This is a genomic window from Collinsella aerofaciens ATCC 25986 (genome assembly GCF_964259375.1).
Classification (GTDB): domain Bacteria; phylum Actinomycetota; class Coriobacteriia; order Coriobacteriales; family Coriobacteriaceae; genus Collinsella; species Collinsella aerofaciens_BO.
In genome coordinates, this window is sequence record NZ_CAXVJM010000002.1 from 90,075 (window position 1) to 110,314 (window position 20,240).

The 20,240-nt window shown below is 60.0% G+C and carries 14 protein-coding genes; 12 read left to right on the plus strand and 2 right to left on the minus strand.

The window, feature by feature from the left end; translation table 11 throughout:
* Positions 1-337 precede the first annotated feature (337 nt).
* From ACEXKH_RS01375 to ACEXKH_RS01410, 8 genes are all read left to right on the plus strand, one after another.
* Positions 338-3,346, plus strand: coding sequence for a glycoside hydrolase family 2 TIM barrel-domain containing protein (locus ACEXKH_RS01375; protein ID WP_373572799.1), 3,009 nt, complete (start codon positions 338-340; stop codon positions 3,344-3,346).
* 3 nt (positions 3,347-3,349) lie between these two features.
* Positions 3,350-3,805: a hypothetical protein gene (locus ACEXKH_RS01380; RefSeq protein ID WP_373572800.1), complete on the plus strand. Its 456-nt coding sequence runs from the start codon at positions 3,350-3,352 to the stop codon at positions 3,803-3,805.
* A gap of 153 nt (positions 3,806-3,958) precedes the next feature.
* Positions 3,959-5,422: an amino acid permease gene (locus tag ACEXKH_RS01385; protein WP_373572801.1), complete on the plus strand. Its 1,464-nt coding sequence runs from the start codon at positions 3,959-3,961 to the stop codon at positions 5,420-5,422.
* Positions 5,423-5,844: 422 nt separating this feature from the next.
* Positions 5,845-6,093 (plus strand): HPr family phosphocarrier protein, encoded by a 249-nt coding sequence (locus ACEXKH_RS01390; protein ID WP_158558725.1) that lies wholly within the window; start codon positions 5,845-5,847, stop codon positions 6,091-6,093.
* Between the two features lie 189 nt (positions 6,094-6,282).
* On the plus strand, positions 6,283-6,525 hold the full coding sequence (locus ACEXKH_RS01395) for a FeoA family protein (protein WP_022094360.1): 243 nt from the start codon (positions 6,283-6,285) through the stop codon (positions 6,523-6,525).
* Positions 6,526-6,564: 39 nt separating this feature from the next.
* On the plus strand, positions 6,565-6,786 hold the full coding sequence (locus ACEXKH_RS01400) for a FeoA family protein (protein ID WP_006234774.1): 222 nt from the start codon (positions 6,565-6,567) through the stop codon (positions 6,784-6,786).
* A gap of 123 nt (positions 6,787-6,909) precedes the next feature.
* On the plus strand, positions 6,910-9,237 hold the full coding sequence (gene feoB, locus ACEXKH_RS01405; protein WP_373572802.1) for a ferrous iron transporter B: 2,328 nt from the start codon (positions 6,910-6,912) through the stop codon (positions 9,235-9,237).
* A gap of 176 nt (positions 9,238-9,413) precedes the next feature.
* Positions 9,414-9,614, plus strand: a complete 201-nt coding sequence (locus ACEXKH_RS01410) for a hypothetical protein (RefSeq protein ID WP_373572803.1) — start codon at positions 9,414-9,416, stop codon at positions 9,612-9,614.
* Positions 9,615-9,680: 66 nt separating this feature from the next.
* On the opposite strand, the gene ACEXKH_RS01415 is transcribed toward ACEXKH_RS01410, so the two are convergent.
* Entirely contained in the window at positions 9,681-10,385 is a 705-nt protein-coding gene (locus tag ACEXKH_RS01415) for a response regulator (protein ID WP_373572804.1), read from the minus strand.
* Positions 10,378-13,113 (minus strand): ATP-binding protein, encoded by a 2,736-nt coding sequence (locus tag ACEXKH_RS01420; RefSeq protein WP_373572805.1) that lies wholly within the window; start codon positions 13,111-13,113, stop codon positions 10,378-10,380. Before ACEXKH_RS01420 ends, ACEXKH_RS01415 begins: the two co-directional genes overlap by 8 nt.
* Before the next feature lie 334 nt (positions 13,114-13,447).
* Here ACEXKH_RS01420 and kdpA point away from each other — a divergent pair, with 334 nt between their 5' ends.
* The 4 genes from kdpA to ACEXKH_RS01440 all read left to right on the plus strand — a co-directional run bounded on the left by kdpA (position 13,448) and on the right by ACEXKH_RS01440 (position 20,143).
* Positions 13,448-15,271 (plus strand): potassium-transporting ATPase subunit KdpA, encoded by a 1,824-nt coding sequence (gene kdpA, locus ACEXKH_RS01425; protein ID WP_373572806.1) that lies wholly within the window; start codon positions 13,448-13,450, stop codon positions 15,269-15,271.
* Positions 15,272-15,287: 16 nt separating this feature from the next.
* On the plus strand, positions 15,288-17,342 hold the full coding sequence (kdpB, locus tag ACEXKH_RS01430) for a potassium-transporting ATPase subunit KdpB (RefSeq protein ID WP_373572807.1): 2,055 nt from the start codon (positions 15,288-15,290) through the stop codon (positions 17,340-17,342).
* A 12-nt stretch (positions 17,343-17,354) separates the two neighbouring features.
* Complete coding sequence (gene kdpC, locus ACEXKH_RS01435; protein ID WP_161115485.1) at positions 17,355-17,945, plus strand: potassium-transporting ATPase subunit KdpC; 591 nt, start codon at positions 17,355-17,357, stop codon at positions 17,943-17,945.
* Positions 17,946-18,193: 248 nt separating this feature from the next.
* Complete coding sequence (locus ACEXKH_RS01440; RefSeq protein WP_373572808.1) at positions 18,194-20,143, plus strand: NAD(P)/FAD-dependent oxidoreductase; 1,950 nt, start codon at positions 18,194-18,196, stop codon at positions 20,141-20,143.
* Positions 20,144-20,240 lie beyond the last annotated feature (97 nt).

The window sequence follows — 20,240 nt, forward strand, 5'->3', positions numbered from 1 at the left end:
CGGGCTGGTGCGGATACAGCTTACTATAGTGCGCCTGAACAGCGTTCATGATATCCGGTGACCGGTGTCGTTTTGCAACCAAGCCACAATCGAATACGTCTCGTGTGGGTGAGATATCAGCGGGCGTGGTGGTTGCCTACGAGCTTAAGAACGATGTCTTGCGCTGAGTGTCGATACTCAGGGTGACATAAGTGTCCCGGTTGTACAACCGGTTGCACCGTTAACCCGACCAAATCGACCGTTCAGCGGACAACCGGTTGCACAGTTTTTTGCATCGCCCGTAAGATAAGGACAACCGGTTGCACAAGAATCACTACGATGACGAAGGAGCATCACCATGGACGCCATTAACGATTGGGAAAACCAAGCGCTCACCCACAGGAACCGCCTGGCACCCCATGCGTACTTTATGGGTTACGAGACCGCCGATCTCGCTGCAACGTACAGCCGCGAGCTGTCGCGCGGGTTTGTCCAGCTGTCCGGCTCGTGGCAGTTCCGCCTCTTTGAGGGTCCTGCTGCCGTTTCCAACGAGAATCTTTCTACGTACGAGCCCGAGTGGGATCACGTGGAGGTTCCGCACCTGTGGCAGGTAGATGGCTATGGCAATCTTGCCTATACCGACGAGGGCTTCCCGTTCCCGGTGGATCAGCCGTTTGTTCCCTCCGATGACCCCACGGGCGTTTACCAGCGCATCGTCAACCTTCCCGCCGTTCCCGCCGGCGCTCGCGAGATCATTCGCTTTGACGGCATCGAGAGCTATGGCGAGCTGTATGTCAACGGCCAGTTTATCGGCATGACCAAGGGCTCGCGCCTGTCCGCCGAGTTCGACGTGACCGATGCGCTTGTCGAGGGCGACAACCTGTTTGCGGTCAAGGTCCTGCAGTACAGCGATGGCAGTTATATCGAGGACCAGGATATGTGGTGGGCCTCGGGTATCTTCCGCGATGTCTACCTTATGCAGCGTCCTGCCGCGCACCTGGTCGACTTTAGGTTCCGTACGCACCGCGAGGGCAATGCCGCTCTGATTGCGCTCGATACGGTGACCGAGGGTGCTACTCGCGTTGTGTTTACGCTCAGCGATGGCGAGAACGTGGTGGCTACGGGCGAGTGCGTCGACGGCCATGCCGAGTTCAACGTAACCGATGCCCACTTCTGGAACCCCGAGGACCCCTTCCTCTATGACCTTACGTTTGAGGTCTACGACGGCGATGAGGTCAGCGAGTACGTTCCGCATCGCCAGGGCCTTGCCGAGGTGACGGTCGAGGGCAACCATATCTACCTCAACGGCACCTACTTTAAGATGCATGGCGTTAACCGCCACGATCACGACGATCACAAGGGCCGCGCCGTGGGTCTCGATCGCATGCGCCGCGACCTGGAGCTCATGAAGCAGCACAACATCAATGCGGTGCGCACCTCTCACTATGCTAATGACCCGCGCTTCTACGAGCTGTGCGACGAGTACGGCATCATGCTGGTCGCCGAGACCGATATGGAGAGCCACGGCTTCGAGAATATCGGCAACATTGCCCTGGTCACCGACGACCCGGCATGGGAGCCGGCTTACGTCGACCGCGTCGAGCGTCTGGTGATGCAGGAGCGCAACCACGCCTGCATCATTATGTGGTCGATGGGCAACGAGAGCGGCTATGGCTGCAACATTCGTGCGATGTACGCCAAGGCTCATGAGCTCGATGATCGTCCGGTTCACTACGAGGAGGACCGCAACGCCGATACCGTCGACGTCATTTCCACGATGTACTCCCGCGTGTCGCAGATGAACGATTTTGGCGAGCATCCGTTCCCCAAGCCGCGCATCAACTGCGAGTACGGTCACTCCATGGGCAACGGCCCCGGAGGCCTGTCCGAGTACCAGGAGGTCTTCGATCGTTGGGATTGCATCCAGGGCCAGTTCATTTGGGAATGGTGCGACCACGGTCTGGCCGCTGTGACCGAGGACGGCGTTGCCTACGATATGTATGGCGGCGACAACGGCGATTACCCCAACAACAGCAACTTCTGCATCGACGGCATGGTGTTCCCTTGGCAGCAGCCGAGCCCCGGCCTCACTGAGTATGGCCAGGTCATCTGCCCGGTTCGCATGGCCTACGACGCCGAGGCGGGCGAGCTGATCGTCACAAACAAGCGCTGGTTTACCACCCTCGAGGATGTCTGCCTGTCGGCGGAGACCCTGGTAGACGGCGATGTTGTGTGCCGCAAGACGCTCATGCCCGGCGCGGTGGCGCCTGGTGAATCCGTCCATCTTCCGCTGGTGGTTCGCGAGGCCGCGGTGGGCGAGACCCTGCTGACCGTGCACGCCTACACCATGGCGGCCCACGCCTGGTGCGAGCCGATGTTCCAGCTGGGTGCGAGCCAGTTTGCCATCGCCAACCATCCGGCACCGGCGATTGCAGCCCCCGTTCGCCCCGAGCTTACCGTCGAGGAGACCGAGCAGGAGATCTGCATTCGCTCCCTCAACGGCGAGGTGGTCTTCAGCAAGATCAACGGCACCATCAGCACCTGGAAGGCATCCGGCCGCGACGTTATGGCTTCCGGTCCTCAGGTGGGCTTCTGGCATCCGCTTGTCGACAACCACGCCCAGGAGTACGACTCCCTGTGGAAGGACAACTTCATCGATGTGATGCAGACGTCCACCCGCCAGGTCTCTTGGAAGCAGGACGGCAATGCGGTCGTCGTTACCGTGAGCCAGCGCATCGCTCCTCCCGTCCGCGCGTTTGGCATGCGTGTCGAGCTTGTCTATACCGTGCTTCCGAGCGGTCGCGTCGACCTCAAGGTTTCCGGCGATCCCTACGGCGATTACTCGGATATCATCCCGCGTATCGGCATCTCCTTCGAGGTTCCCGGCTGCGATCGTGCCGTTGAGTGGTATGGCCACGGTCCGGGTGAGAACTATCCGGACTCGCTGCGTGCCAACCCGGTCGGTCATTACCGCACCATGGTTGACGACATGTTCACGCCCTACGTTATGCCTCAGGACTGCGCCAACCGCGAGGGTACCCGCTGGGTTGCCCTGCGCTCTAGCCACGGTGACGGTCTGGTCGTGACGCGTCCGAGCGACGCCGCTTCCAACCCGTTCTCGTTCTCGGCATGGCCCTATAGCTGCGAGGCCATCGATAACGCCAAGCACGTCTACGACCTTGTCAAGGGCGATACGGTCACGGTCAACATCAACGACCAGTTGCTCGGCCTTGGCTCGAACTCTTGGGGTTCCGAGGTGCTCGATTCCTATCGCACCCGTTTTGAGAGCTTCAGCTTTGAGGTGTCCCTGCGACCGCTGACGTCTGCCGATCTGGCTCAGGCGCTGGCACCCATTAAGGAGGCATAAGCCATGCATGTCTTTAACTCGCGCGCCGATTTCGACGCTCAGATGAAGTCCGTCAAGAAGTGGATGCGCACCGGCCAGGCGCTCGATGGCGTTGCCGACCTACAGCACGACGTGGCTTACTCCATCGGCGACTCGTTGGTGTACTGGTGGGTCTATGCCCGCGAGGCCGCAACCGCCGATCTGGTCGGTCACCGTCGCTACCATGCCGTGCTCGCTCCGCTCGACGGCGACCTGACCGTTGAGGTTGCCCCCAAGGCAGGCCTCACCTGCACCCGCGCTTACAGCGATATCGATGATCGCGAGCGCTTTGAGGGGGCGGGGGAGACCGTGACGATTCCCGCCGGCGACGTTGCCGTCGTCGAGATCGACGAGGCATACCGTGTCGTGTCCGATGCCACGGATCCCCGCGTCGTGGTGCTGCACGTGACGGTTGAAGGATATTCCTTCCCCAACAAGTAGTATTCGTCCACCTGGACGTTTGCTTCGCGCCGTTAAGGGGGATGGCTTTGTTGACTCCCTTTTCCCCATTCCCCTTAGCAGGTGCGCCGTCCGCGATTGCACTTGCGGCTCGGACGGTTTTGGATGACATTTAATAGATGATTGGGAGGGCTTATGAGCTCTGAAAAACGAGGAACGATCGGTTCGTTCGCTCTGCTGGGCATGACGGTCGCCGCCGTGTTCGGTATCAAGAACATCATCAACAACAACGCGGCCATCGGCTTGGCAGCTGCGCCGTCGTTCTTCTTCGCCACGCTTTTGTACTTTGTCCCCTATACCCTGGTTACCGCCGAGTTCGTCGGCCTCAACAAGGACTCCGAGTCGGGCGTGTACGCATGGGTTAAGACCTCGATGGGTGGTCGCTGGGCGTTCCTGACGGCATTTAGCTACTGGTTCGTTAACCTGTTCTTCTTTGCGTCCGTCCTGCCCAACGTCATCATCTACGCGAGCTACGTGTTCTTTGGTGCCAACGCCGAGCTTTCGCAGCTGTGGATCACCATTATCGAGATCGTCGTCTTTGCTATCGCCACGTGGGTTTCGACCAAGGGCGCTAAGTGGATCGGCTCCATTTCCTCCTTCGGTTCGACCGCGGCTCTCGGCCTGACCGCCGTGTTCATCCTGCTGTCCCTGGCTGCTGCCCTTGGCGGCGTTGAGTTCGCTACGGCTCCTACTCCCGCTAACATGGCTCCCGACATGAGCAACTTCGCAACTGCGTGGGGCTTCTTCGGTACGCTTGCCTGGATCATCCAGGGCGTTGGCGGCGCTGAGTCTGTCGGCGTGTTCCTTAACGACCTTAAGGGTGGCGTCAAGGCCTTCGTGCGCACCGTCGTTATCGCCGGCCTGACCATCGGCCTTCTGTATGCAGGCGCTTCGCTGCTGGTTAACCTGTTCATCCCCGAGGGCAGCGTTGCCATCTCCACCGGCATCTTCGACGTGTTCGGCGCTGTCTTTGCCCACTTTGGCATTCCTATGGAAGTGTCCACGCGCGTCATCGGCTTGATCCTTCTCGCCGCTACGCTGGGTTCCCTCATGATGTGGACCTCCGCTCCCATCAAGGTCTTCTTCACCGAGATCCCCAAGGGCGTCTTTGGTAGCAAGATCGTCGAGCTCAACGAGCATGGCATTCCTGCCCGCGCTGCTTGGCTGCAGTTCGCCATCGTCGTCCCCATCCTGATCATCCCGGCCCTGGGCTCCGGTAACCTCGACGACCTGCTCATGATTGTCACCAACATGACGGCTGCCACCGCTCTGCTCCCGCCGCTGCTGATCCTGCTTGCCTACTTTATGCTGCGCAAGAACTTCGACGCTGCTCCCCGTGGCTTCCGCATGGGCTCGCGCAGCTTTGGCCTGGTCGTTGCCGCCTTCCTGCTCGTGGTCTTCTGCTTCGTGCTTATCTGCGGCACCATTCCGCTTGATCAGCCTCTGTGGCTGACGCTGGTCTACAACGTTGGCGGCGTGGTTGTCTTCCTGGGCCTTGCCGTGATGTGGTACAACCGCTACATCAACCGCCTGCGCGAGACCGATCCCGAGGCCGCCGAGAACGAGCTTCGCCCTTCCGTCCTCGATATGATGGAGTAGCGGCTAGGATTAATCTACGGCTGTGGAATAAATCGATTCCCTTTCCTAGGGAGGGGCCTTACGAGGCCCCTCCTTTTGTGTTTTGGGGCATGGATTTTGGACTCTGTGGGCAAAAAATGCCAAATATGAGTACTGTTGCAAAAGAGGTGTCATATTTTTCGGCCTGCTCTGAGCGAAAATGGGCTCAAAATCAATTTATCTAACCCCCTTTAAAGGGCGTTTGACGGCTTTCAACCTCTTCGAATCGCTTAAAGTAAGCAATTTGCTCTCGATTTTGCTGCTACTAAATTGGTGGCAGTACTCATATTTGCCACTTTTTGCCCACGAGGTGCTCAGAGGAGCTCTCGACAAGCATCTAACGCTACAATAGCTACCACGTGGCTGGGGTTGCCGGCCGAATGTGCGATGTCGTGGGAGGGGACATGGTCGAATTTACGAAGACGATTAAAGATCCGTTGGGATTGCATGCCCGCCCGGTTGCGCTGCTTTATGACATTATCGCCAAGCATCGTAGTGACGTGTCGGTTTCGATTGGCAATCGTCATGTCGATGGCCGCGACGTTATAGGGCTCATGGCACTCTGTGGCGAATGTGGCGAGGACATCGTGTTCCGCGTTTCGGGCGTGGATGAGGCCTCCTGTGTCACATCGATCAGAAATCTCTCGCTCTAAGCATGATAGGGCGCGGTAAAGGATGGTCCTTTGCCGCGCCTTTTTGTTTCGTATAGGAAACTTTTTCGAAAACTGAATAGGGACCCTTTCCAAAAAGTTAACCACGTGTTAGTTTACTGTAGCGAACATAGACGTGGTTAACTTTTGCTGCGTCGATGTTGAGGACGAACCGACGTTAGGAGCTCACTCATGTCTTGCGGACCGCAGATGCCGGCCATGCCGCTTTCGATGGTAAAAGCGGGCGAAACCGTGCGCGTGTCTCGTGTAAAGGGCAATGAGGACATGAAACACCACCTCAAGGACCTCGGCTTTGTCGAGGGCAACGAAATCCACGTGGTGAGCTCGAGTGGTGCCAATATCATCGTCACGGTGCTGGGCGCACGCTTTGGCATCGATTCCAAGGTTGCCATGCACATCATGACCGTCGGTTAGTCAGCAGCATTTCATAAAAACCGAAAGGGGGACAAGAGGATGAAGACGTTGGGTGACGTTAAGGTGGGCGAGAGCTCTACCATCGTCAAGCTTCACGGTGAGGGTGCGCTTCGCCGCCACCTTATGGACTTGGGGCTCATCAAGGGCACTTCGTTCAAGGTCGTGAAGGTTGCACCGCTCGGTGATCCGGTCGAGATCAACGTGCGCGGCTACGAGCTTTCCATCCGCAAGGAGGAGGCGGCCGTCGTCGAGGTCCAGTAAGGGCTCGCGGCGTATATTTCTGCAGATTAAGTTAGGTATTTCTAACTTAATGCAGCATCTTTGAAGCACATTATCCAGCCTGCGCGGAGAAAGCAGCGCAGGCACACAAGGAAGAAGGATTGAATGGCGGATTCTCAGATCCATGTCGCGCTGGCGGGTAACCCCAACTGCGGCAAGACCACGCTTTTCAACCTGATCACCGGCGCTAACGGCTACGTTGGCAACTGGCCCGGTGTCACGGTTGAGAAAAAGGAGGCCAAGCTCCTAAGCGACAAGAACGTTACCATCACGGACCTCCCTGGCATCTACTCGCTTTCCCCCTACAGCCCCGAGGAGCAATGCTCGCGCGATTACCTCATGAGCGGCGAGCCCGATGTTGTCGTCCAAGTGGTCGACGCCACCAACCTCGAGCGCAACCTGTACCTGGCGCTTCAGGTTATCGAGACCGGCCTGCCCGTGGTCGTTGCCCTCAATATGGCCGATTTGGTCGAGAAGAACGGTGACAAGATCGACACCGCCAAACTGTCCAAGAAGCTCGGTTGCCCGGTCATGATGATTTCGGCCCTTAAGAACAAAGGTATTAAGGAACTGTTCGAGCAGGTCAAAAAGTCCGCTGCTTCCAAGGGCCAGGTGCCGGAGCACAAGTTCGACTCCTCCATCGAGGACGTTCTGGACCACATCGAGAACAACCTGCCGGCGAGCGTTCCGGCCAACAAGCGCCGCTATTACGCCGTCAAGCTGTTCGAGCGTGATACGGACGCCTGCAAACTCATCAACCTCACCAAGGAGAAGGCCGCTCGCGTGGAGGAGCTGATCGCTCAGTGCGAGCAGGATTGCGACGACGATGCCGAGTCCATCATCACCGGTGAGCGCTATGGCGTCATCGCGCACATCATCGATGAGTGCCTCACCAAGGCTCCGGCCAAGATGAGCACCTCCGAGAAAATCGACTACGTGGTTACCAACCGCATTCTGGGCCTGCCGATCTTCGTAGTCATTATGTTCTGTGTGTACTACATCGCTGTTTCCACCTTGGGCGGCACGGTGACCGACTTCACCAACGACCAGCTCTTTGGCACCGACGGTTGGTATGTGCTCGGTCAGGGCCGCGATGCTTACGATGAGGCTGTCGAGGCCGCGGGTGACGACGCCGACTCGGTCGACCCGGCACAGTACGGCCCCTATGTCCCGGGTATCACCACCATGGTGCACGACGCCCTCGTGGCGGGTGGCACCGAGGACGGTGGCCTGGTCGATTCGCTGGTCTGCGACGGCATCGTCGCCGGCCTGGGCGCCATCTTCGGCTTCGTCCCGCAGATGTTCCTGCTCTTTGTGATGCTGTCCTTCCTGGAGGACTGCGGCTATATGGCCCGCGTCGCCTTTATCATGGACCGCGTGTTCCGCCGCTTTGGCTTGTCCGGTAAGTCCTTTATCCCCATGCTTGTGTCCTCGGGTTGCGGCGTCCCCGGCGTCATGTCTACCAAGACCATCGAGAACGAGAAGGACCGCCGCATGACGGTCATGACCACCACGTTCATTCCCTGTGGCGCCAAGCTGCCGATCATCGCCCTGCTCATGGGCTCCATCATCGGCGATTCTTCCACCACCGCGAAGTGGATCAGCCCGCTCTTCTACTTCCTGGGCGTCTTTGCCGTCATCGCCTCGGGCCTCATGCTCAAGAAGACCAAGCTCTTTGCCGGTCGCCCGACGCCGTTCGTTATGGAGCTCCCTGCCTACCACTTCCCGGCGATCCGCTCTTGGGCGCTGCACGTGTGGGAGCGCTGCTGGGCCTTTATCAAGAAGGCGGGTACGGTCATCTTCGCATCCACCGTCGTCGTTTGGTTCCTCTCCAACTTTGGTAGCTATAACGGTGCCTTTGGCTTCCTGCCTGCGATGGACGGCATCCCCGAGGAGTATATGGACTACTCCGTGCTCGCCATGCTGGGCAACCTGGTTGCCTGGATCTTCGCCCCGCTCGGCTTTAGCACCTGGCAGGCAGCTGCGCTGACTTTCTCTGGCCTTGTCGCTAAGGAGAACGTCGTCGCCACCGCCGGCTCGCTGCTGTCCGTCGCCGACGCGGGCGAGACCGATCCGAGCCTGTGGACCGCGTTTGCCGGCATGTTCCCCACCATGGGCGCCTGCGTTGCCTTCGGCGCCTTTAACCTGCTGTGCGCTCCGTGCTTTGCCGCCATTGGCACCATCCGCAACCAGATGGACTCCGGCAAGTGGACCGCGATTGCCATCGGCTACGAGTGCGCCTTCGCTTGGGTCATTGGCCTATTCATCAACCAGTTCTATAACCTGCTTGTTCTTGGACAGTTTGGTATCTGGACGATTGTGGCCATCGTGCTGCTGGTTGCGATGCTCTTCCAGATCTTCCGCCCCATGCCCAAACATGCATGGACCGACGAGGACGAGACCAACACTGCCTCCGCCGCAGTTTCCGCTTAAGTCCGAATAAGGATTAGCCCCTTTTCACGAGCCCGGGTGTCCCAGCGACACTCGGGCTTTTTTGGTGGGGGAGATGTGGCGTTTCCGCAGATAAAACCGACCAAAATAAACCTGTCCCTTATTGGTAGGTGGAGGATGGGGTAAAGTAAGTGTCGGTTAACTAGAGGAGGCTTGCTATGGCACCTATCGATATTGTTGTTCTGGCTGTAATCGGTATTGCGTTTGTCGCCGTGTGCGTGCGCATCTATCGCAAGGGCACCTGTGCCGACTGTGCTCAGGGTGGCGTTTGCACCGGGCATTGCTCCAACAAAAAGACCTGCGCTGCGCTTAAGGGCGTAGACAAAGTGGCCGAAGACTTGAGCCGCGGTATCAAGTAAGGCCCAGACATCTAAACGCCCCGCGAGCATCCGTTCGCGGGGCGTTTTTCACTTTTGTGGGGTGGGCTAGAGACGCTGCATGCGGTACCCGACACCCATGTGCGTCTGAATCATCTTGGGGTGAGAGGGGTCTGCCTCGATCTTCTTGCGCAGGGTGCGCATGAACACACGCAGGCTCGCCAGATCGCTGTCCCAGCTCGTGCCCCATATCTCGCGGGTGATGAAGGTGTGGGTGAGCACCTTGTCGACGTTTTTCGCCAGAAGGACGAGCAATTTGTACTCGGTCGGGGTAAGCGAGAGCTCGCATCCGTCTTTCGTCGCGTATCCCGCGGCGTAGTCGATATGCAGCGGACCGTTGTCGAACGTGCTTGCTTCTGTCGACTCGTTCGACGCCATCGAGGAGCGCCTCAAATTCGCACGGACGCGCGCGAGCAACTCATCCACAGAAAAGGGCTTGGTGAGGTAGTCGTCTGCCCCTGCGTCAAGTGCTGCAATCTTGTCGGAATCTTCGGTGCGCGCCGAAATGACGATAATGGGGACTGCCGACCAGCTTCGGATCTTCGTGATGACCTCGATACCGTCAATGTCGGGAAGGCCGAGGTCGAGCATGATGAGGCTGGGGCCGTGCGACACCGCATCCATGATGGCGGCCTGGCCGTTGCAAACCTTGCTCACGACATAGCCGTGGAGGTCAAGTGCGGTCGAAACGAGGTTTTGAACGGTCAGGTCATCTTCGACCAGGAGGATGCGTGGCTTAGCGGCATTATTCATGAATCTCGATCTCCTCGGCGGGCAGGGTAAAACGGAAGATGGCCCCATGGGGGTGGTTGTCGCGAACCTCGATGACGCCGCCATGCGCCTCCACGATGGAGCGGCAGAGCGACAGCCCAAGGCCGATGCTTCGGCGCGAATCCACGGGCCGCGTATTGCTTGAGGTGAAGAAGCGCTCAAAGATATGAGGCTTGTCGCAGTCTGCCACACCCGGCCCATCGTCTGCGACGTCCACCACGACGAACGCACCCTCGCGACGTGCGCTGATGGTGACAGTCGAGTTCTCGGGCGTGTATTTGAAGGCGTTCATGATGAGATTCGTAAGCACCTGCATGATGAGATGGACGTCGATGCGTACCAGCAGGATGTCGTCAGTGTGCTCGATGGTGACGGCGCGTCCATGCGATGCTTGGGCGACATGGCTGAGGGCGGCCTCGATGACCTCGTCGATAAGCTCGGATGTTAAGTTGAGGCGAATGGTGCCGTCCTCGACGCGTGTGATGGCGAGGAGGTTCTCCACGGTATCGATAAGCCAGAGGGAGTCGTCGTAGATGGCATCGGCAAGATCGCAGCGTTGTTCGAGGCTGAGCTTCTCGTCGCTCTTCCGAAGGATTGCCGCAGATCCGGATATAGCCGTGAGGGGTGTCCTCAAATCGTGGCCGATGGAGCGCAAAAGGTTGGCGCGCAGCTGCTCGTTTTTCGCCAAGACCGCAGCCTCTTCGCGCTCTTGCGCCGCCCGGTCGCTTTCGAGCGCCAAGGCGCATTCACCCACGATAGATAGGACGATCGAATGCTCGAAGGCTTCGATCTCGCGCCCCTCCAGGTCGATGCCGATGACACCGAATACCTTGTCGCCGGTGCGAACCGCGAGGTAGAGACAGCGCGCCTCAGGCAGGGTCCGCGTGCTTGCGCCTGCGCGCTTGTTGTTGGTGTAGGTCCAGGTTGCAACGGCGCGCTCGTAGTCGGTGAACAGCGACGCGGATCGGTTTTCGGTGCCGGCGGACTCATAGAGCGTCTTGCCGAGCGTGCCGTGTTCGGCGGTGTAGAAGACCACGTCGAGTTTTAGCAGTTTGACGAGTTGGTTCATGGCGACGCGGGCGCACTCCTCCGCGCTATGGGCTTGCTGCAAGAGCTGGTTCGTTTCGAGGAGTACACGCGTTTTGAATGCGTTCTCGGCGGAGGTACGGGCGTTGTCGGCGATGCGCGCAGTTAACTCGCCGGCGACCATAGCGGTAGCGAACATGATGCCGAACGTGACCAGATAGCTTCGGTCATAGCTGGCGAGCGAAAACAGAGGCGTGACGAAGCAGAAGTTGTAAAGCACTACAGAGAGCACGCTCGATACGATCGTGCAGATACGCCCCGTCGTGGTGACGGCGGTCAGCAGGGCCGTGAGGATATAGAGGGATATGATGCTGGAATCGGCAAATCCCAGATGGCGGAAAGCCGTGCCGATCGCCGTGGCGACAAGAGAGAGGGCCAGCGTGCGAAGCACGTTTCGGCTGCTGGGCGGCTGCGGGGCGAGCGCACGGCGGCGTCCTTTGGGCCGGGAGGGCGGAGTCGACTGGTCTGGAATGATGTAAATGTCGAGGTTCGGGGCGAATGTTATGAGCTGTTCTACGAGAGATTTGCGGCCGAAGAGAGCCTGACGGACGCTGCTGTGCTCGCCCGTGCGCCCCATGACGATTTTCGAAATACCCGACAGGCGCGCGAACTCGGAGATCTGAAACGCGACGTCGTCGCCATAGACGGTTTCCATATGTGCTCCGAGCTGCTCGGCTAGGGCGATATTGGCTGCAAGCTTGGCGCGCTCATCATCGCTCATGGCTTGTGTGCGCGGGCTCTCTACGAACAGGGCGACGAGCTCGCTGCGAAACGCTTTCGCCATGCGTGCGGCGGCACGGACGATGCGGGGATTGGTCGGCGCCGGGGAGACGCAGACTAAGATACGCTCCCTGGTGTAGTAGTCACGGTTTCCCAGCACGCGTGCGGCGTCTGTGAGGTGGCCGGTGCGATCGGCGCAGCGGCGCAGCGCGATTTCTCGGAGTGCGGTGAGGTTCTCGACGGTAAAAAAATGCTGTTGCGCTCGGTCGGCTTGTGCGGGACGGTAGACGAGGCCGGCGCGAAGGCGCTCAAGTAGGTCTTCGGGCTCTATGTCGACGAGCTCGACCTGGTCGGCATCATCGAAGATACGGTCGGGGATTCGTTCGCTCACGACAACGCCGGTGATGGATGCAACCATGTCGTTTAGGCTCTCGATATGCTGAACGTTCACGGTCGTATAGACGTCGATGCCCGCATGTAGAAGTTCCTCGACGTCTTGATAGCGTTTGTCGTGGCGAGACCCCGGTGCATTCGTATGGGCGAGCTCGTCGACGAGGATGAGCTGAGGGGCGCGTTCGATAGCCGCATCTAGATCGAACTCGTTGAGCGTAATGCCGTTGTGCTCGATGAGTTTATAGGGCACGTTCTCAAGCCCTTGTGCAAGATGGGCAGTTGCCGGACGTTCGTGCGGCTCGATGTATCCCGCGACGACGTCGACACCTCGCCGCTTGGCGGCGCGGGCGGCTTGAAGCATTGCATAGGTTTTGCCCGTGCCAGCAGCGTAGCCAAAGAAAATCTTGAGGTGTCCCCGGCTGGTTCGAGCGTCATCGGCGACCTCGTCTTTCTCAATTGCCTTGAGGATGAGGTCTGGATTGACGCGAGTGTCCGATGCGTCGCGCTGCATAGCGTAGCCTTTCTGAAGCGTTGTCCATGCGTGCATACGCGGTGAGGACGCCACTGTATGCTCGCGAGGTCGAGTATAGGCGCACTGCAGCAGCAATAGTGCTTTCTACCTGCATCTTTACGGCATCTTAAGGTCGTGAGCCCCAGCCCTCACGCCTCTTTAATCCCTAGAAGCGTTTACTGTCCCCAGGCGCTTGCGAGAGCAGGCGTCCGAGGCATCGGACCGCGCGTGAAAGGGGCGGTGAATGAACATCCTCATTCCCATCATCGGAGTCGTCTGCATTGGACTCCTTATCTATTACATCTACATTCTGATGAGGAGTGATTCGTAAACTATGGACGCTGCGATTCAGTACATCTTGTACTTTGCCGTGCTCGTCGTCCTGGCCGTTCCGCTCGGTCGGTTCATGGCCCATATCATGGATGGTGAGCATACGTTCCTGTCGCCTGTGATTGCTCCTGTGGAGCGCGGCGTCTATCGTCTGCTTCGCATTGACGCGGCAGAACAGATGGGGTGTAGGCGCTATCTGGCGAGCGTGCTGGTCTTTTCGGGGATCGGCCTCGTGGCTCTTGTGGCACTCCAGGCGCTTCAGTCCTTCTTGCCAGGCAATCCCCAGCACCTGCCGGGTGTGCCATGGGACCTGTCGTTCAATACGGCTGCTTCCTTCATAACCAACACCAACTGGCAGTCCTACTCCGGTGAGACCACCCTGTCCTATCTTGTGCAGTTCATGGGCCTCACCGTGCAAAACTTCTTGTCCGCTGGCACCGGTATCGCGGTCATGTTCGCGCTCATCCGCGGTTTCCGTCAGGTCAAGGAGCAGGGTCTGGGTTCCTTCTGGGTCGACCTCACCCGCACCGTCCTGTATGTGCTCATCCCGCTGAACCTCGTGTTCGGCATCTGCCTGGCTGCCGGTGGCGTCATCTCTAACTTCCAGCCGGCTCAGAAGGCCGAGCTCGTAGAGCCCGTCGCTGTCCAGCCTAATGCAGACGGCGGCTGGAGCGTCATCGACGGCGCCCAGATCGAGGGCGACACGGTCAAGGTCGACGGCAAGGTTGTCGAGGGCGCGCGCGTGGTCACCGAGCAGTTCCTGCCCCAGGGTCCCGCGGCTCCTCAGGTCGCCATCAAGCAGTCCGGCACCAACGGCGGCGGCTTCTTCGGCGTGAACTCCGCTCATCCGTATGAGAACCCCAGTGCCTTCACCAACATCATCGAGATGACCAGCCTGCTGCTGATCCCGGCCGCCTGCTGCTTCACCTTCGGTATCGGCGTCAAGAACACCAAGCAGGGCAAGGCCATCTTTGCCGCCATGTTCATCCTGCTGGTGATCTTCACCGGCATCATTGCCGTCAACGAGCATGCGGGCACCCCGCAGCTGGCCGATGGCGGAGCGGTCAATATCGAGATGACCGACGGCCAGGCCGGCGGCAACATGGAGGGCAAGGAGAGCCGTTTCGGTATCGCCTCCTCTTCTACCTGGTCCGCTTTCACGACGGCTGCTTCCAACGGCTCGGTTAACTCCATGCACGACTCCTACACTCCGCTGGGCGGTTTTGTCCAGATGCTCCAGATTGCTCTGGGCGAGGTCGTCTTCGGCGGCGTGGGCTGCGGCCTGTACGGCATGATCGGCTTCGCCATCCTCGCAGTGTTCATCGCCGGCCTCATGGTCGGACGCACGCCTGAGTTCCTGGGCAAGAAGATCGAGCCGGGCGAGATGCGCTGGGCAGTTGTCCTGTGCCTGGCAACTCCGTTTGCCATTCTGGTGTGCTCGGCCATCGCCTGCATGGTGCCCGGTCTTGCCGACCAGCTCAACAATGGTGGCGCGCACGGCTTCTCCGAGGCGCTGTATGCCTTCACCTCATGCGGCGGCAACAACGGCTCGGCGTTTGCAGGCATGAACTGCAACATTCCCTGGATCAACGTCATGCTCGGCCTCGAGATGCTGTTCGCCCGCTTCATGCCCATCATCGGTACGCTGGCTATCGCCGGCTCGCTGGCCAAGAAGGGTAAGGTCGCCGAGAGCGCCGGTACCCTGTCTACCACAAACGGCATGTTCGTATTCCTGCTCGTGTTCATCGTTCTGCTGATCGGTGCCCTGAGCTTCTTCCCGGCCCTGGCGCTTGGCCCCGTTGCCGAGTTCTTCCAGATGATTGCGTAAAGGAGGACGCAGATTTATGGCTATGCAAAAAGACATGATGGGCCGCGCGGTCCGCGACTCGTTTGCCAAACTGGATCCTCGCGTCCAGATTCAAAACCCGGTCATGTTCCTGGTGTGGCTTTCCGCCGTCATGACCTCCGTCCTGGCCGTCGCTTCCATCTTCGGTGTGCAGGACGCGGGTGTGCCCACCTACTATGTGGTCGCCATCGCGGTCATCCTGTGGCTCACCGACCTGTTCTCGAACTTCGCCGAGGCGCTTGCCGAGGGCCGCGGTAAGGCTCAGGCCGATTCCCTGCGTGCGGCCAAGAAGGATGTCGAGGCCCATCGCATCGAGTCCGTTAAGGACAAGGAACACTTCACCGTCGTTCCCGGCACCGAGCTTACGCGCGGCGACCTGGTGATCGTACGCGCCGGCGAGCAGATTCCCGGCGATGGCGACGTCATCGAGGGCGCTGCCTCCGTTGACGAGTCCGCCATCACCGGCGAGTCCGCCCCCGTGGTCCGCGAGGCCGGCGGCGACCGCTCTGCCGTTACCGGCGGTACCACGGTGCTGTCCGATTGGATCATCGTCAAGATTTCCAGTGAGCCCGGCCAGAGCTTCCTGGACAAGATGATCGCGATGGTCGAGGGTGCCGCGCGCAAGAAGACCCCTAACGAGATCGCTCTGGAGATCTTCCTGGTGGCCCTCTCCATCGTCTTTATCCTGGTCACGCTGGCCCTGTATTGTTACTCCTGCTTCTCGGCCGGTCTTAACGACATGGTCAACCCCACGGCCGTGACCACGCTCGTGGCACTGCTCGTGTGCCTGGCTCCCACTACCATCGGCGCCCTTCTGTCCGCCATCGGCATCGCTGGCATGAGCCGTCTGAACGAGGCCAACGTGCTGGCCATGTCCGGCCGCGCCATCGAGGCCGCCGGCGACGTCGACATCCTCATGCTCGACAAGACCGGCACCATCACTCTGGGCAACCGCCAAGCCGCCGAGTTCATCCCGGTCGACGGCGTCGATCCCGCGGAGCTGGCCGATGCCGCCCAGCTTTCCTCGCTGGCCGACGAGACCCCCGAAGGCCGTTCCATCGTCGTGCTCGCCAAGGAGCAGTTCGGTCTGCGCGGCCGCACGCTCGAGGATAAGGGTATGGAGTTCATCCCGTTCACCGCGGCAACGCGTATGTCCGGCGTGAACTACGAGGGCAATGAGATCCGCAAGGGCGCTGCCGATTCCGTGCGCACCTATGTGGAGGCAGCCGGCGGCGTGTTCTCAAAGGAGTGCGACGAGGCCGTCGAGCGCATCGCCAAGGCCGGCGGAACCCCGCTGGTCGTGACCAAGAACTGCCGCGTGCTGGGCGTTGTGTACCTCAAGGACATCATCAAGTCCGGCGTTAAGGAGAAGTTCGCCGACCTGCGCAAGATGGGCATCAAGACCATCATGGTGACGGGTGATAATCCGCTGACGGCCGCCGCCATCGCCGCCGAGGCCGGTGTGGACGACTTTCTGGCCGAAGCGACGCCCGAGGGCAAGCTCGAGAAGATCCGCGAGTTCCAGCGTGAGGGGCACCTGGTCGCCATGACCGGCGACGGCACCAACGACGCGCCCGCTCTGGCCCAGGCCGACGTCGCCGTGGCCATGAACACGGGCACCCAGGCTGCCAAGGAGGCCGGCAACATGGTCGACCTCGACTCCAGCCCTACCAAGCTCATCGAGGTTGTGCGTATCGGCAAGCAGCTGCTCATGACCCGCGGTTCGCTCACGACCTTCTCGGTGGCCAACGACATGGCGAAGTACTTCGCTATCATCCCGGCCCTGTTCTCGCCGATCTACCCGGGCCTTGGCGCGCTCAACATCCTCGGTCTGGCAAGCCCGCTGTCCGCGGTTCTTTCGGCCATCATCTATAACGCGCTCGTTATCGTCGCGCTGATCCCGGCCGCGCTGAAGGGCGTTAAGTACCGCGAGGTACCGTCCGGACAGCTGCTGATCCACAACCTGCTCGTGTGGGGTCTGGGCGGCATCGTTGCCCCGTTCGTATTCATCAAGCTCATCGACATGCTGCTCGCGTTCTGCGGCATTATGTAAGTGGAGGTTTGTATGTTCAAAGGTGTTGCATCGCGCGCACTGGGCGTGTTCGCGCTGTTTACCGTTGTCTGCGGCCTGGGCTATACGCTTGTCGTGACCGGCATTGCCCAGGTTGCGTTCCCGTATCAGGCGAACGGTTCGCTCATTACGGTCGACGGCAAGGTTGTGGGTTCCGAGCTCATCGGCCAGAACTTCGAGGATGAGGACCACATGTGGGGCCGCATCCAGAACGTGTCAATTTTCGAAGGCGAAGATGGCGAGCTCATGGCGTATGGTGCCCCATCCAACCTGTCCCCGGCGAGTGAGGAGTATCGGCAGCTTGTGGATGCGCGCGTGAAGAAGATCCGCGCCGCCAACCCCGATGCCGATATGGACGCTGTGCCCGTCGACCTGGTGACGTGTTCCGGCTCAGGGCTCGACCCCGAGATCTCTCCCGATGCCGCCGAGTACCAGGTCCCGCGCCTTGCCAAGGCCACGGGCAAAAGTGAGGACGAGGTGCGCGACATCATTGCCGCGTGCACCAAGGGCCGTTTCCTCGGCGTGTTCGGCGAGCCCACGGTCAACGTGCTCAAGGTGAACCTTATGCTGGACGGCGCGCTGTAGGTGAGGGAGTGGCGGATGAGGGCATGACTGACTATCTGAGCCCTCAAGTCCACCCCGCCCATCAGTTGCGGTGAAATACGGACTGTTTTGCCTGTCAAAAGCCTCATCTACTCCGTATTCCACCGCAACTTTTTTGTGAGGGTCGGGATTGAAGGTGGGGAGTGCGAGCGAGTGCGAATGCGGCGGATACTGATACGATAGGTACGTTAGCAACTGCCGCCGAGCGGCTCAAACGAAAGGAAGCCTGTATGGAGTCCTCCGCCTATTCGATGCTCTTTAGCCCGATCAAGGTCGGTACGACCGAGGTCAAGAACCGCGTCTTTATGCCGCCGGTGTCCACGAACCTGGCCGATCATGGCTATGTGACCGACGATCTGGTCGACCACTACCGTGCCCGCGCCAAGGGCGGCGTTGGCCTTATCATCACCGAGGTCGTGACGGTCGAGCCTACCTATACCTATCTGCCGGGTGACATGTGCTGCTACGACGACACGTTTATCCCCGGCTGGGAAAAACTCGCCGCGGCCGTCCACGAGTATGGCTGCAAGATCATGCCGCAGCTCTTCCATCCCGCCTACATGGCCTTTAACATTCCGGGCACGCCGCGCCTGATCGCTCCGTCCTTTGTGGGCCCGTCCTATGCCCGCGAGGCGCCGCGCCCCATTACGGTGGATGAGATCCACGAGCTCACGCATCAGTTTGGCGACGCTGCCGTGCGTATGCAGAAGGCTGGCGTCGATGGCGTCGAGGTCCATGCGGCGCACGCCCACGGTATGCTCGGCGGCTTTTTGACTCCGCTCTATAACAAGCGTACCGATGAGTACGGCGGCTCGCTCGACGCCCGCATGCGCTTCCTGCTCGAGGTCATCGCCGAGATTCGCGAGCGCTGCGGCAAGGACTTTATCATCGACGTTCGCATCTCGGGTGATGAGTACACCGATGGCGGCCTGACCCTCAACGACATGATCTACGTCTCGCGTCGCCTGGAGAAGGCCGGCGTCGACATGATTCACGTGTCGGGCGGCACCACCATCAAACGCGGTTCTGCGATTCCCGCCGCCGGTACCCAGCAGGCCTCGCACGCTGCCTGCTCGCGCGAGATCAAAAAGCACGTTAACATTCCCGTCGCCACGGTCGGCCGCATCAACGAGGCCTGGATTGCCGAGGAGCTGATCGAGGACGGCGCTGCCGACATCTGCATGATGGGCCGCGCCAATCTGTGCGATGCCGAGTTCTGCAACAAGGCCGCTGCCGGCAACGCTGACGACATCCGCCCCTGCATTGGCTGCCTGCGCTGCCTGAACGGCATTATGTTTGGCAAGCGCATCTCCTGCACCGTCAACCCGGACGTGGAGCGCGACGAGGCTGGCTACGAGCCTGCCGCCAAGGCCAAGAACGTGCTGGTTGTGGGTGCCGGTCCTGCGGGCATGGAGGCAGCCTACATCGCCGCCAAGCGCGGCCATAACGTGGTGCTCGTGGATAAGCAGGATGAGCCGGGCGGCGAGATGCGTATCGCAGCCGTTCCGCCGGCAAAGCAGGAACTCACCCGCGTGATCAAGTATCAGTATCGCCGTCTTGCTGAGGCGGGCGTGAAGTGCGTCTTTGGTACCGAGCTTTCGGCCGAGGACATTCAGCGTGACTACGCGGGCTACGAGGTCGTCCTGGCTTATGGCGCCGAGCCCATCGCTCCGGCCTTCATGCAGGGCTTTAAGCAGGTTATGACGGCCGATGACCTGCTGGGTGGCAAGGCTTTCCCGGGCAAGAAGATCGTCATCGTGGGCGGCGGCACCGTCGGCTGCGAGACGGCCGATTACCTGGCTCCGCTGGTCAATGACCTGTCGCCGGCCAATCGCGATGTCACCGTCATCGAGATGACCAAGACGCTCGCCGCCAATGAGGGCGGTGCCGGTCGCGCGGTGCTCATCACGCGCATGCTCTCCAAGGGCGTCCACGTGCTGACCGAGGCCAAGGTGACCGAGATTACCGAGGATGCCATCAGCTACGAGAAGGATGGCGAGGTCCACACCATCGCCGATGCCGATACGCTGGTGCTTGCCATGGGCTATCGTCCCAACACCAAGTTGGCCGACGACCTTGCCGCCGCTGGCGTTGCTGTCCACGTGCTGGGCGACGCCAATAAGTGCGGCAATATCCGCGACGCCATTGGCGATGGCTACAAGGTTGCCTGCGAGCTCTAGTCGCTCCCTTGGTGCATGGGAGTCAGGTTAGTTTGCACCAAGTTGATGCATGTAAACCTGATTCCATTGCGCCAGTCGATAGCAAAACACGGCGGCC

Bases quoted from the DNA above. Each gene is read 5' to 3' on its own strand.
- ACEXKH_RS01375 (WP_373572799.1), top strand. From the start codon at position 338: ATGGACGCCATTAACGATTGGGAAAACCAAGCGCTCACCCACAGGAAC.
- ACEXKH_RS01380 (WP_373572800.1), top strand. From the start codon at position 3,350: ATGCATGTCTTTAACTCGCGCGCCGATTTCGACGCTCAGATGAAGTCC.
- ACEXKH_RS01385 (WP_373572801.1), top strand. From the start codon at position 3,959: ATGAGCTCTGAAAAACGAGGAACGATCGGTTCGTTCGCTCTGCTGGGC.
- ACEXKH_RS01390 (WP_158558725.1), top strand. From the start codon at position 5,845: ATGGTCGAATTTACGAAGACGATTAAAGATCCGTTGGGATTGCATGCC.
- ACEXKH_RS01395 (WP_022094360.1), top strand. From the start codon at position 6,283: ATGTCTTGCGGACCGCAGATGCCGGCCATGCCGCTTTCGATGGTAAAA.
- ACEXKH_RS01400 (WP_006234774.1), top strand. From the start codon at position 6,565: ATGAAGACGTTGGGTGACGTTAAGGTGGGCGAGAGCTCTACCATCGTC.
- feoB (WP_373572802.1), top strand. From the start codon at position 6,910: ATGGCGGATTCTCAGATCCATGTCGCGCTGGCGGGTAACCCCAACTGC.
- ACEXKH_RS01410 (WP_373572803.1), top strand. From the start codon at position 9,414: ATGGCACCTATCGATATTGTTGTTCTGGCTGTAATCGGTATTGCGTTT.
- ACEXKH_RS01415 (WP_373572804.1), bottom strand. From the start codon at position 10,385: ATGAATAATGCCGCTAAGCCACGCATCCTCCTGGTCGAAGATGACCTG.
- ACEXKH_RS01420 (WP_373572805.1), bottom strand. From the start codon at position 13,113: ATGCAGCGCGACGCATCGGACACTCGCGTCAATCCAGACCTCATCCTC.
- kdpA (WP_373572806.1), top strand. From the start codon at position 13,448: ATGGACGCTGCGATTCAGTACATCTTGTACTTTGCCGTGCTCGTCGTC.
- kdpB (WP_373572807.1), top strand. From the start codon at position 15,288: ATGGCTATGCAAAAAGACATGATGGGCCGCGCGGTCCGCGACTCGTTT.
- kdpC (WP_161115485.1), top strand. From the start codon at position 17,355: ATGTTCAAAGGTGTTGCATCGCGCGCACTGGGCGTGTTCGCGCTGTTT.
- ACEXKH_RS01440 (WP_373572808.1), top strand. From the start codon at position 18,194: ATGGAGTCCTCCGCCTATTCGATGCTCTTTAGCCCGATCAAGGTCGGT.